10 protein-coding genes are annotated in these 14,152 nt (G+C 34.9%); 9 read left to right on the top strand and 1 reads right to left on the bottom strand.

Going from position 1 to position 14,152, the window contains the following annotated elements:
• Window positions 1-21: 21 nt before the first annotated feature.
• The 5 genes from ACODS7_RS08170 to ACODS7_RS08150 all read left to right on the top strand — a co-directional run bounded on the left by ACODS7_RS08170 (window position 22) and on the right by ACODS7_RS08150 (window position 7,510).
• On the top strand, window positions 22-1,500 hold the full coding sequence (locus ACODS7_RS08170; protein WP_016081000.1) for a DHA2 family efflux MFS transporter permease subunit: 1,479 nt from the start codon (window positions 22-24) through the stop codon (window positions 1,498-1,500).
• A gap of 737 nt (window positions 1,501-2,237) precedes the next feature.
• A complete protein-coding gene (gene cypD / locus ACODS7_RS08165) occupies window positions 2,238-5,435 on the top strand; it encodes a bifunctional P-450/NADPH--P450 reductase (protein WP_098629952.1) in 3,198 nt (1,065 codons plus the stop codon).
• Window positions 5,436-5,905: 470 nt separating this feature from the next.
• Window positions 5,906-6,325, top strand: coding sequence for a MarR family winged helix-turn-helix transcriptional regulator (locus ACODS7_RS08160; protein WP_048565120.1), 420 nt, complete (start codon window positions 5,906-5,908; stop codon window positions 6,323-6,325).
• A gap of 259 nt (window positions 6,326-6,584) precedes the next feature.
• Window positions 6,585-6,935 carry a DoxX family protein gene (locus ACODS7_RS08155; protein ID WP_043315761.1) on the top strand — a complete coding sequence of 117 codons (351 nt, stop codon included), beginning with the start codon at window positions 6,585-6,587 and terminating at the stop codon, window positions 6,933-6,935.
• Window positions 6,936-7,018: 83 nt separating this feature from the next.
• Window positions 7,019-7,510 carry an anthrone oxygenase family protein gene (locus tag ACODS7_RS08150; RefSeq protein ID WP_016081004.1) on the top strand — a complete coding sequence of 164 codons (492 nt, stop codon included), beginning with the start codon at window positions 7,019-7,021 and terminating at the stop codon, window positions 7,508-7,510.
• Between the two features lie 139 nt (window positions 7,511-7,649).
• Here ACODS7_RS08150 and ACODS7_RS08145 read toward each other — a convergent pair whose 3' ends face one another.
• A complete protein-coding gene (locus tag ACODS7_RS08145) occupies window positions 7,650-9,761 on the bottom strand; it encodes a TerD family protein (RefSeq protein ID WP_243168413.1) in 2,112 nt (703 codons plus the stop codon).
• Window positions 9,762-10,450: 689 nt separating this feature from the next.
• Between ACODS7_RS08145 and ACODS7_RS08140 the strand changes: the two genes are divergently transcribed.
• From ACODS7_RS08140 to ACODS7_RS08125, 4 genes are all read left to right on the top strand, one after another.
• Entirely contained in the window at window positions 10,451-10,879 is a 429-nt protein-coding gene (locus ACODS7_RS08140; RefSeq protein WP_000022542.1) for a DUF5412 domain-containing protein, read from the top strand.
• A 308-nt stretch (window positions 10,880-11,187) separates the two neighbouring features.
• The gene (bla, locus tag ACODS7_RS08135; protein WP_098629953.1) at window positions 11,188-12,138 is read left to right on the top strand and encodes a class A beta-lactamase; all 951 of its coding nucleotides are present in this window, start codon (window positions 11,188-11,190) and stop codon (window positions 12,136-12,138) included.
• Window positions 12,139-12,409: 271 nt separating this feature from the next.
• Entirely contained in the window at window positions 12,410-13,114 is a 705-nt protein-coding gene (locus ACODS7_RS08130) for a response regulator transcription factor (protein WP_029442779.1), read from the top strand.
• The gene (locus ACODS7_RS08125; protein WP_029442778.1) at window positions 13,114-14,100 is read left to right on the top strand and encodes a sensor histidine kinase; all 987 of its coding nucleotides are present in this window, start codon (window positions 13,114-13,116) and stop codon (window positions 14,098-14,100) included. Before ACODS7_RS08130 ends, ACODS7_RS08125 begins: the two co-directional genes overlap by 1 nt.
• Window positions 14,101-14,152: the final 52 nt, after the last annotated feature.

Below are 14,152 nucleotides of genomic sequence, written 5' to 3'. Positions count from 1 at the left end.
AATGAAGGGGCAATTAAATATATGAGTGAAACATTACATAAAAGAAAACCACCATATTTAATGCTTGTAATCCTTTTTGTTGGGGCATTTGTTTCATTTTTAAATAACTCGCTTTTAAATGTAGCCTTGCCATCAATAATGAAAGATTTAGACATTAAAGATTATTCAACGATCCAATGGCTTTCTACAGGGTATATGCTTGTAAGTGGTATATTAATTCCGGCATCAGCATTTTTAATAACGCGTTTCTCAAATAGGAGTTTATTTATTACATCTATGGTGATTTTTATTTTTGGTACGGCCTTAGCGGCTGTAGCGCCGAACTTTGGTTTATTACTTACTGGCCGGATGGTTCAAGCGGCAGGCTCTTCAGTTATGGGGCCTTTGTTAATGAATATTATGCTAGTAAGCTTTCCAAGAGAAAAAAGGGGAACAGCAATGGGGATTTTTGGACTAGTTATGATTACAGCTCCAGCAATTGGACCGACACTATCAGGTTATATTGTAGAGTATTATGACTGGCGTTTGCTTTTTGAAATGATTTTACCGTTAGCAATCATTAGCTTACTGTTAGGAATTTGGAAATCTGAGAATGTCATGAAACAAAACAAAAATGCAAAACTTGATTATCTCTCATTACTATTATCTTCTGTCGGTTTTGGCGGTTTGTTATATGGATTCAGTTCTGCAAGCTCCGATGGTTGGACAAATAAAGTTGTCTTAACAACCTTAATCATAGGCGCTATTTCCCTAATTGCTTTCATTATCCGTCAATTAAAAATGGATGAGCCGTTATTGGATTTACGTGTTTACAAGTACCCAATGTTTGCACTTGCGTCTGTAATTGCAATTGTCAACGCGGTGGCCATGTTTTCAGGTATGATTTTAACACCAGCTTATGTACAAAACGTCCGTGGTATTTCGCCGCTAAGCTCTGGGCTGATGATGCTTCCAGGTGCGGTTATAATGGGGATTATGTCACCAATTACAGGTAAACTATTTGATAAATATGGCCCGCGGATTCTTGGCATAGTAGGGCTTTCCATTACAGCTGTTTCAACTTATATGTTGGCAAACCTGCAAATTGACTCTAGTCACACACATATTATTCTTATTTACACACTGCGGATGTTTGGAATGGCGATGGTGATGATGCCACTTATGACAAATGGTCTTAATCAATTGCCAACTCGCTTAAATCCGCACGGTACAGCTGTTAATAATACAGCTCAACAAGTGTCCGGTTCGATTGGTACTGCTATTCTTGTTACGATTATGAATTCTGTAACAAAAACAAAAGCTGAAAGTTTAATGTCTGATATAGATCCAACAACCTTCACAGAAACTACGAAGGCAATAGTAACTCAGAAGGCTTTATTATCTGGAATTCAATATTCATTTTATGTAGCGCTTGGCATGAATGTTGTTGCACTACTATTAGTTTTTTTCGTTAAACGTGTAGATACAAGTGCGGAAGCTGTCGAGAAGCTAAATCGGTAGAGAAAAATAAAACGCTTGATAATGATTCCTACAAGTTTTTTGCTGCTAAGGCGCCGGCATTTAAAGCTGGAAAAGAACTAAAAGAAGCAGGGAAATAATTATATAGTAAAAGAGGACCTGATGTTCATATCAGGTCCTCTTTCATTAATAACAAGGTATACTTGCTTATCGTATTGGTTTAACTAAACTACTGATTTTTCGAATACTACAATCTTAAGCTCGTCAACTTTTCTATTTTGGGGTGTTTTAGAAGAAAATGAATCAAAATAATCGTTTTTATAAACAAATACAAGAGATGAGATCCGTTTGCAATTTCTCATAAACATTATAATTTTAGATTATCTTTTAACACCAACATTAAAAGGCTCCAATTATATTAATTCGCTGCATTTTAATTTAGTATTTTTCTACAAGTTATAAATCTAATTGCCAAGCTTATACGCAATATCATAATCATGAATAGTTAGGGAAAAGATAAAATAAGGTAATCAATTACATATCTGTATCCCAGGAGATTAGTTGCTATTTCCTCTTTATTAAATGGGATATTTTATCCCGCTATTTGCCGGGCAGTAAGACCCACACCTCAAAATTCAGCGGAAGCAAAGAAGTTAGGTGGGGGACCAACTGCCCGTAAAAGCCCGATTGGTGAGGGCTAATAATCAGTGGGGGATGAACAAAACCCCCACTGATTAAAGTTTCACTTTATTTCATGCTTTTTTGAAAGGGTGTTTTAAATGGAAAAAAAAGTATCTGCCATTCCTCAGCCGAAAACATATGGACCGCTGGGTAATCTCCCATTAATCGATAAAGATAAACCGACTCTATCGTTTATTAAGCTGGCGGAAGAGTATGGTCCCATTTTTCGAATTCAAACTTTAAGTGATACCATAATTGTCGTTTCCGGACATGAACTGGTAGCAGAAGTCTGTGACGAAACGCGGTTCGATAAAAGTATAGAGGGTGCTTTAGCAAAAGTTCGTGCCTTTGCTGGAGACGGATTATTTACAAGTGAGACTCACGAGCCTAACTGGAAAAAAGCTCATAATATTTTGATGCCTACATTCAGCCAACGGGCAATGAAAGATTACCATGCCATGATGGTCGATATTGCCGTACAACTCGTTCAGAAATGGGCAAGACTTAATCCGAATGAAAATGTGGATGTTCCGGAGGATATGACTCGACTTACATTAGATACAATTGGTTTATGTGGTTTTAATTACCGATTCAATAGCTTTTATCGTGAGACATCTCATCCTTTTATCACTAGCATGACCCGTGCTCTAGATGAGGCTATGCACCAATTGCAGCGACTGGATATAGAAGACAAACTCATGTGGAGAACGAAACGTCAATTTCAGCATGATATTCAATCCATGTTTTCTTTAGTAGATAATATTATTGCTGAACGTAAAAGTAATGGAAATCAAGATGAAAATGATTTACTTTCCCGTATGTTAAATGTGCAGGATCCGGAAACTGGGGAAAAATTAGATGATGAAAATATTCGTTTCCAAATTATTACCTTTTTAATAGCTGGGCATGAGACAACAAGTGGGTTGTTATCTTTTGCAATCTATTTTTTATTAAAGAATCCAGATAAATTGAAAAAAGCCTATGAAGAAGTAGACCGTGTTTTGACAGATGCTACTCCAACATACCAACAAGTTATGAAACTTAAGTATATACGGATGATTTTAAATGAATCGCTACGTCTATGGCCTACTGCTCCAGCCTTCAGTCTCTATGCAAAAGAAGATACAGTAATTGGTGAGAAATACCCAATTAAGAAAGGAGAAGATCGTATTTCTGTTCTTATTCCACAGCTACATAGGGATAAAGATGCATGGGGAGACAATGTGGAAGAATTCCAACCTGAACGATTTGAAGAGCTGGATAAGGTGCCTCATCATGCTTATAAGCCATTTGGAAATGGCCAGAGAGCATGTATCGGTATGCAGTTTGCACTTCATGAAGCCACTCTTGTAATGGGAATGCTTCTTCAACATTTTGAATTAATCGATTATCAAAACTATCAGTTGGACGTAAAACAAACATTAACGCTAAAGCCCGGTGATTTTAAGATTAGGATTGTACCCCGAGAACAAACTATTAGCCATCCTACTGTTCTTGCACCTATAGAGGAAAAGCTGAAAACCCATGAAATTAAGCAGCACGTTCAGAAGACATCTTCTATTATTGGGGCCGATAATCTTTCGCTTCTTGTTCTGTATGGTTCGGATACAGGTGTAGCAGAAGGTATTGCAAGAGAACTAGCGGATACAGCTAGTTTAGAAGGGGTTCAAACGGAAGTAGTAGCTCTTAACGATCGAATTGGAAGTTTGCCGAAAGAGGGAGCGGTTCTTATTGTAACTTCTTCTTATAATGGAAAACCGCCAAGTAATGCAGGACAGTTTGTGCAGTGGTTGGAGGAACTAAAACCGGATGAGCTAAAAGGTGTTCAATACGCAGTTTTTGGTTGTGGAGATCATAATTGGGCTAGTACCTATCAACGGATTCCAAGATACATTGATGAGCAGATGGCTCAAAAAGGAGCAACAAGATTTTCTAAACGCGGAGAAGCGGATGCAAGTGGTGATTTCGAGGAACAGCTCGAGCAATGGAAACAAAGCATGTGGTTTGATGCGATGAAGGCATTTGGATTGGAACTCAACAAAAATATGGAAAAAGAACGCAGTACTTTGAGTCTACAGTTTGTCAGTCGTCTTGGAGGATCTCCTCTTGCACGAACATATGAAGCAGTTTATGCATCTATACTAGAAAATCGTGAACTCCAATCATCCAGCAGTGATAGAAGTACGCGACATATCGAGGTATCCTTGCCAGAAGGTGCTACGTATCAAGAAGGAGACCATCTTGGAGTGCTGCCAATTAATAGCGAGAAAAATATCAACCGAATTTTAAAACGCTTTGGATTAAATGGGAAGGATCAAGTCATACTGAGTGCAAGTGGACGAAGTATAAATCACATACCTTTAGACAGTCCTGTTAGTTTATTGGACCTTCTTAGTTATAGTGTCGAAGTTCAAGAAGCAGCCACTCGAGCACAAATACGAGAAATGGTAACATTCACAGCATGCCCTCCTCATAAAAAAGAATTGGAATCATTATTAGAAGAAGGAGTTTATCATGAACAAATATTAAAGAAACGTATTTCAATGTTGGATCTTCTTGAAAAGTATGAGGCTTGTGAAATCCGATTTGAACGCTTTTTAGAACTTCTTCCTGCGCTCAAACCGCGTTACTATTCTATTTCAAGCTCTCCACTCGTTGCACAGAATCGTCTGAGCATTACGGTCGGTGTTGTTAATGCGCCTGCATGGAGTGGGGAAGGGACATATGAAGGAGTCGCTTCTAATTACTTAGCTCGGCGTAATAATAAAGATGAGATTATTTGTTTCATTCGAACGCCACAATCAAACTTTCAATTACCTGAAAATCCAGAAACCCCAATTATCATGGTTGGGCCAGGTACTGGCATTGCACCATTCCGTGGGTTCTTGCAAGCGCGTCGTGTTCAAAAGCAAAAAGGTATTAAATTAGGACAAGCGCATCTATATTTTGGTTGTCGTCATCCTGAAAAAGATTATCTCTATCGTACAGAACTAGAAAATGATGAAAGAGATGGATTAATCTCTTTACATACAGCTTTTTCTCGTCTAGAGGGACATCCAAAAACATATGTACAGCATTTAATAAAACAAGATAGAATCAATTTAATTTCATTATTAGATAATGGAGCTCATCTTTATATATGTGGTGATGGAAGTAAAATGGCTCCGGATGTAGAAGATACCCTTTGTCAAGCATATCAAGAAATTCATGAAGTCAGTGAACAAGAAGCAAGAAATTGGTTGGATCGTTTGCAAAGTGAAGGACGATATGGAAAAGATGTTTGGGCTGGTATCTGAGTTTGTCTTAATTATATACGTAGTAACTAATGAACTTCTTTCGAATAAGTGAATAACTCATTTATAAAAATCCTGTATTTATTATTGAATACGGGATTTTCTTATTTTTAATAAGCTGGACTGATACTGTAGAAAAAGAAAAAATCTCATATGAAACCAAAGCTATATAATCTTTGCTTGAAGGGCAAGGTGTTAACTAATTTCTTGATGGAATTTAAAATAAACCTTTGCACACTGGCTGAACAGTTTTAAGCACAGTGTCAAATCGTTGGGGGATTTATCAAATTAGGGATACCTTCTATAACGTATGGGATGAATTTTGCCTTAGAATAGATAAATAATTTGACAATTAAAATGACCTCCTTTAATATACATGTCATAGCATGTATTTAGTGAAACAAACAAATTTATCGTGAATGATTGGCTCGTATGCTATATCCATTTTATATTTTAATTTATAGAGGTGATACATGAACTTACATGATTTAATAGGCTATCTTGTCCATCGTACTGATGTGAAAATGTCCAATTATTTTACGAAGAGGTTAAAGCCTTATGGAGTTACCCCAGAGCAGTGGGGTATTATTAGTGTTCTTAGCAGCCAAAGGAGCACTACCCAAAGAGAATTAGCAGAAGCTATTGATAAAGATCAAACTACAGTCGTAAGAATGATACAGTCAATGGAGAGAAAAGAGATTGTAAAGAAGACTTTGAATGAACAAGATAGGCGTTCACATAACCTTTTTTTAACTGAAAAAGGTGACGAGTTAAAAAAAGCAATCTTGCCTGTGGTTCAAGACGCTCACAATTTTGTTACGAGTAATTTGAGTGAGGAAGAAATCGAACAATTAAAAACATTATTAAACAAATTATATGGTACACGCTATTAATACTTGTTCCTTATTGATGTTATTTATAAGGAACAAGCTTTGTTATATATATGCTGTAGCATATAATTTTTTTTTCGAAGGAGGATAGGGAGAGTTGTATTTTGTATGATATGGATTCAGAATCATTTTCATATCTAATATCACTCAATTTTTGTCTTATACATGCTATAGCATGTAGTTTTATCTGTTTCCTATTGAAAAGGGTAATGGCAACTACCTGAACGATACTGAGTTTTTATCAAATAATAAGAAAGATGTGATTACTATTTTAATTTTAATTAATGTTATAAAAGCTGTGTTATTTGTGTTCTTTTTAATGACAGGAACGAAAATTATATCCGGGAAAATGGCAGATGAGTTTAAAAGATTTGGTTTACCTTCTTTCTTTAATTTCTTAACTGGAGCTTTTGAGATTGTAGGAGCGATTGGAATGTTGATAGGTATTTGGATCCCGGTAGCAGCCTTATTAGCAGGATTCTTGTTAGGTGGTACGATGCTTGCGGCGGCACTTACTCTTATTGTATTAGCAAGAGATCCTTTTAAGAAAGCAATACCTGCGCTTGTCTTGTTCGTCCTCAGTTTAGGGGTAAGTTTATATCATATTTTTTAAACATAACTAAAAACCGTTATACGCTATGCGTTTAAGTTGAAATCATTTTGTAATTATTTTATAAATAGGGGATGTGAAAACATATGAATGAATTATTATTATTTAAGTTCTTAGCGTTTTTTTCTATATTAACGACAAGTATTGTTGCTGGAATTGTTTTTGCATACTCTAATTCAGTCATGCCTGGTCTTCGTAATGCGGATGATCGTACCTTCGTTCTTTCCGTTAGACATTTTACTTCATCAGTGGCCAATCCGATGTTTCTTTTTATTTCAAACGGTGCTCTTATAGCACAGGTTGGTTTTGTTGTATTATCCGTTTACTTACAGCAATTTGATACAGTCGTTTTAGGTGCAATCGCATTGATCAGTTATGTCGCCACGCTACTGATCACCTTCACAGGAAACCTCCCGATGAATAGAGTAATCATCTCGGCGGAACTACCTGTAAGAGATTCTGGCTGGGCTGAACTTAGAGTCCGATTTGAATCACGTTGGACGTTGCTGAATCACTTGCGTACCTTAACGTGTATGTTAAGTGTTTCGGCATTATTAGTAGCGTTGCTTATTCATTAGTATAGTGTATTTAGATAAATAGTGATTAACCGGACTATTTTAGTATCTACTAAATAAAAAACAGGACCTGATATTCATCTGCCAGGTCCTGTTTCATATAGATGATATTTTCCACACATTATCAATGTCTGTAATGTAGTTAGCCTTGTGGGTCAGCTATAAAATCAGATATTATTTTTTCGATATCGAAAGGAGTAATCCCTTTATCCAAAGAAAAAATGCTTTCTGCTTCCTTGATGTCTTGAACGAGTTCACCTCTAGCTTCAATATGTAATCGGAACAAGTCATATAAATTCGGTTTAACTAAATTAGTTAAAGCCTTTCCAACTAGTATCATACCTTTTTGATTAGCCTCGATGGTATTATCATAAGTTAGATCTCTTGTAAGAGACAAATCTGTCCAAATCAATTTTCGTTCCTTTAAGTCTAAAATAACTGGAATAGAAATTTGGGTGTCGGCAGTAATATCCACTTTATCTTGAACAGTAGAAGGTTCAAATATTTCACCTGAACCAGGATATTGACGAACCATCCAACCAGTAAAGCATTCTGGTAAATCTTTATACGGTTGGTCTGTGTAAGAAAGCAAAGTCATGACCACATAGCGTCCACCATATTTCAGCACAGACGGAATATCGAAATCAATGAATTCAGATGCCCCTTTTGGTGCAGAAGTAATATCTCCGCTATGGTAGGCATTGAAATTTTTTGAACGTAAGTTTGTGAAGGAGACATGTTCTTTGTATTGCCAATCTTCGTCGTACATTGCAGCAGACAAATCAATGTCAACGCGTCCTGTATGTTGTCCATTCACATAGCCTTCTTTCCACCATAGGAAAAAACGAATTGTATCTCCTTCTGGTAAATCTACTTTACTTCCTCGAGATAATGTGCGAAGCGCTTTGCTGGCTGAACGTTGAGAGAAGGGAACTAGGTGATTTTTTAACTGTTCATCCAAAAATACTTTTCCGAGACTTGGAAGTTCTGCGAAGCGCTTTTTTAAAGTATCTTCACACATTTTTACAATCATTAAACAAATATCCTCTGAGATAAATGGAAGTGTATTTTCAATACCTATAGCTTTTGCTACATTTCCCTTTGGAAAAAAGGTACGAAATTCATTTTTATCATTTCGATGCTTAAAATGAGCCGTGAGTTGAAGTAATACAGGAGTAGAAACGTTTCCTATTATACTTAGAAACTCTTCGAGAATATTGAAAACATCTGTTGACTTATCACTACATAAACGGATTAAATGATCCAAGCGTCTGGCAAATTCCCCCGGGCGAGTTTTTAAAAGATTTTTCGCTGTCATGATATCACGATTCAACAAAGCTGCTTCTATTTTTCCATTAAATGTTTCAACTTTAATGTTGTTGCGAAGAATCTCAAACGCTCGGTGGGTTTTTGGGAAACGAGTATGATATTCTGCTGGATGAAGAATTTCACCTAAACGAATCCAACGTTTTTTGTATCGAAGCATATCTTCGGTACTGTTTCCGCATTGCTCTAACAAGCCTAAAAGGAAGCGTCTTTCTGTTCGGTTAAACTTCTTGAATCGAACAGAGGTTGCTAAACTCACATCGCCTTCAGATAAAGCAACTGCAAGGCGAAGAACATCAGTTGCTGTTTTAAAATACTTTGCAGCAGCATCGGCTGATATTTTTCTGTTTATTAATAAAACCCCAATTATAAAAGACATATTTTCCTTATGAGGAATTACATTAGGTAGAAAACAGGAAACATCTTCAGTATGTGTAATAGCCCATTCTACATCTGTCTTATCAGTTGAGGAAATAGAGCTGTTTGCACTAATCAATTGAGAAATCATTTGATTGAAATCTTCTTCACCTCCTAAGTCAATAACTTTCAAATCAACTCTATCTAAAAGAGGAAGTCGTTCTTCTACTTTTGATACAGGTAGGCGTAACGTCACATAATGAATAACGGCATTGATGTATAAATCAGCGTCACTTAAATCCATCATTTGTTGCGGAAAGTTTGGATACATAGGAGTAAACTGAATATGTGCACCAACCATTTCTTTTAAATGTTTTACTAACTCTTTGTAAAACGATGTGAATGCATCAACCGAAAGCGTTTGCAACTCTTCTATTAAAGGCTCGGAGAAAGTAAATCCTAAACTTTCCAAGTTTTTTAAAACAGTGGCTAAATAAATGTTCGGTAGTTTATTTTCTTCTCTTTTTATAATTACTTTCAAACTTCTTCTTATGTAAATAGAATTTTTCATGAGAACGCCAGCTATTCACTCCTTATAAAAGAGGGGAATAGTCTGACTGTCCTCCTTTCAGTGGTAGATTTTTATTTTTACATGCATAAACACACTAATTGTAGAGAAATGCACAGAGGGTACATAGCTATTTTTTAGTGAAAAATTAGAGGTATAACATTTAGTTGTTAAGTGGTAATTTGTTAATTAAGAAAAGAAAACCTCTACATCAATGGTTGATAAACTAAAGTTTATTCAAACCCAAAGAAGAAAGAGGTTTTATAGTCTAATTATTTTCATAGGAAATTGACAACTCTAAAACAATTTGAAATTTCTACAAAGAAGGAAGAATTGTCATAGCCTATGTGTTTAGCAGGAAAGTAACATCCCTATTTCGCCAAAGAAGTTAGAAGGAAGGAACGTCATAGCCTGCTTTATTAGTATATTCTCATGCGAAGAGCAATTCAAGTATACTGTCTGATTTTTTATATTTTTCTTAAAGGGGAATTTTCATGTTTATCCCGCATTAACGGGTAGCCCGCATTAACGGGTAGCCCGATTGGTGAGGAGGATTAAAGTTTCACTTTATAAATAGGGAGACCATCCCATGCCCTTTTTATAATACTATTACGAGAGGATTTTTATTTTTGATATATTATACCATTTATTTAATGGTATAATATGGTATGTATTCTGTGGAATGGAGTTGAATGAGTATTATAAATACAAAAGGTGAAATTAAAAAAACAAAAAGAAAAGTATTACTAACTATACTTACTATGTTAGTAATTATAATTGGATTTGGATATTGGAAACTTTTTAGTTTGCAAGGTGTTCCAAAAGGGGAATTAATTCGAACAGTGAAATCTCCAGATGGAAAATATCTCATCAAGACTTATTTTCATAATGCAGGATCATTAAGTGCGGATGCTGTTAGGGGTGAATTAGTTAACCTTGATACAGATTCAGAGAAAAATATATATTGGAATTATCCAGATACCGATCCATATATTGAATGGGTAAATAAGAATATTGTTAGAATTGGAGATCAAACTTTAGATGTTTCGCAGAAAGAAACCTATGATTGGCGTGATGATGATAAGCACGTTAAAGAAATGCCTAAACAGTTTATTAGATAAAACAAGAAAATTTAAATGTATTTAATCTTATTCGTTTAACTATAGATAGTATTATATGAGTGAAAAAGTCCATTTAAATCTTCTAAATGGACTTTTTTAGGTTTCTAGATACGACTACTGATAAAAATGGAACAAACTTGTTACTTAGGTTGTCTATTAAGTATACGTATAAAACAGGTGTTCATGATAGTTCAATCATTTTATGAAAAGTGAGATGCAAGAAGAGTGATATCCGATACACTCTTTAATTGTATCGGTATGTATAACACCTAGAAAAACCATATATTCTTGAAAGAGGTTGAAAATGTATGATAGTCTTAAACAAGTTTTTTAACATGTTACATTACAAAAAGATGGTACCTGTAGTATTTCTTTCATGTGCAACGCTTATAGGCTGTTCCGATGGCAATACTCAGTCTGAATTACCTAAACAAACGAAACAAACAAATCAAACCAAACAAGAAACTACTGGTAATGATTCTTTTGCTAAACTTGAAAAAGAATTTGATGCTAAACTCGGTATTTATGCATTGGACACTGATACGAATCAAACCGTTACGTATCAATCAGATAAACGGTTTGCATACGCATCTACCCACAAAGCTTTAGCTGTGGGAGTACTTTTACAAAAGAAATCAATAGAAGATCTAAATCAAAGAGTTTTGTATACCCGTGAAGATCTTGTTAATTACAATCCAATTACAGAAAAGTATGTTGATAGTGGTATGACCCTGAAAGAGCTTGCAGATGCTTCTCTTCGATATAGTGATAATACTGCACAAAATCTTATTCTTAAACAATTAGGTGGACCTAGTGAATTCAAAAAATCACTAAGAGAAGTAGGAGACACCGTTACAAATCCTGAACGTTTTGAACCAGAATTAAACGAAGTACATCCAGGAGACGTACATGATACTAGTACCCCAAAGGCATTAGCTACTAGTCTTCAGGCTTTTGCACTAGGAGATGTACTTTCAACTGAGAAACGGGATTTATTAATAGATTGGATGAAAAGGAATACTACCGGAGACAACTTAATTCGTGCCGGAGTTCCAGGAGGATGGGAAGTAGCTGATAAGACTGGCTCGGGATCTTATGGAACCAGAAATGATATCGCAATTATTTGGCCACCAAATAAAAAGCCAATTATTCTTGCGATACTTTCTAATCATGATAAAGAGGATGCTAAATACGATGATAAGCTTATTGCAGAAGCAACCAAGATAGTGTTAGATGCTTTAAAAGTGACAAATAAATAATAATTGTAAATAGTTAGTAATATTTTCCCGTTTATCCGTCACAATACTGTGACGGTCTTTTTGTGTATTTTAAAAAGAGTCTACTTAAGTAAAGAAAAAAGATAGAAACAATCCCTATTGAAATTATTAATTAAGTAACAACAAATATAAGATTTATTGGATACTTATTGCATTTAAGGGGAGAGGTAAGATATCATCTTTTTTACATAAGTAAAATATTAAATAACAAATGAACTTTAGAAATTGCACTTAAATTAAAGGAGAGTACGTTATGAATACAATCATGATTGTAGAAGATGATATGAAAATTGCTGAATTACTAGGAACTCATATTAAAAAATATGGATATCAAAGTGTTATTATAGAGGACTTCGAAAATGTTTTAGATATATTTCAAGAGATAAAACCAGATATAGTGCTATTAGATGTGAATTTACCTAATTTTGACGGTTATTATTGGTGTCGTAAAATACGAGCTATTTCTACCTGTCCAATTGTATTTCTATCTGCAAGGAGTGGAGAGATGGATCAAGTTATGGCTTTAGAAAATGGTGGTGATGATTACATTACGAAACCTTTTTATTATGAAGTTGTTATGTCTAAAATCCGTAGCCAGCTCAGAAGAGCATACGGTGAATATGCTCCTAAAGTAAAAGAACGAATAGTTGAGCAATCAGGGTTAATCCTGTTCCCAGAAAGAATGGAACTTCAACTAAATGATAAGACAATTTTACTTACTAGAAAAGAAACAACTTTATTAGAAATATTAATAACAAAGTCTCCGCTCCTTGTAAAACGTGAAGTGATTTTAGAACAACTATGGGATAGTTCATATATAGACGAAAATACATTGAGTGTAAATATAGGGAGAATTAGAAGGAAACTGCAAGATTTAGGTATTGAAAATGCACTGGAGACAGTTCGTGGTGCTGGATATCGTTTGCATGCTACTTGGAAAAAGGAAGGAAAGGAATAATGAAATTATTTTTACAAGAACATATTCCACTTATTTGTTATACATTTGCCCAATTGCTTATCATTCTTTTTATATATTGGTTTGATGGTTATCCACATATATTGACAGCATTATATTCTGTATTTTTGGGTGTTTTTTTATTAATGGGTTATTTAATCTATCGTTATTATAGTCATCGTTCATTCTACAAGCGTCTATCAACACCAATGGAAACTTTAAATGAGTCAATAAAAGATAGTGATTTGACTCCATTATCAATGGCCTTAGAAACATTACTACAATCTCAATATCAATATTATCAAAACCAATTAAAAAAATGGGAACGAAAACAACAAGAACAAATGACTTTTATGAATCAATGGGTTCATCAAATGAAAACACCTATTTCTGTTATTGAGTTAATTACACAAGATGCAGAAGACTCACGATTTGATAGTATTAATGAAGAAACAGAAAGAATCAAAAAAGGACTAGAAATGGTCTTATATGTTGCTCGCTTAGAAACATTTGAACAAGATTTTCAAGTGAACAGATTGCAGTTATTGGGAATGATTGATTCTGCTATTCATGAAAATAAACGTCTATTTATACGTAGTTATGTGTATCCAGAGGTAAAAGTAGATCCGAATCTTATTGTAGAAACAGATAAGAAATGGTTTCGATTTATACTCAATCAAGTACTGTCAAATGCAATTAAATATTCATCAAGTAAGAAAGAAAAAGTAATAGTTTCGGCGTGTTCGAAGGGACGAGCAATTGTTTTGGAAGTAAAAGATTATGGGGTTGGTATTCCTACTGCTGATTTACCACGTGTTTTCAATCCATTTTATACTGGAGAAAATGGTAGGAAATTTAAAGAGTCTACGGGAATGGGATTATATCTTGTTAAAGAAGTATGTGAAAAATTAAATCATAAGATTGAGCTAGAATCTGAGGTAGGTAAGGGAACAAAAATTAGAATCATATTCCCGTATGCATCTCGTTAACCGATGAAAGGTATACCTTTCATCGGTTTTTCTTTTGAATCTTACAAACTTG

This window comes from Bacillus sp. FG16, from assembly GCF_057809515.1.
The sequence above is the reverse complement of the archived record's forward strand: the minus strand, read 5'-3'. Positions and strand labels throughout refer to the sequence as shown.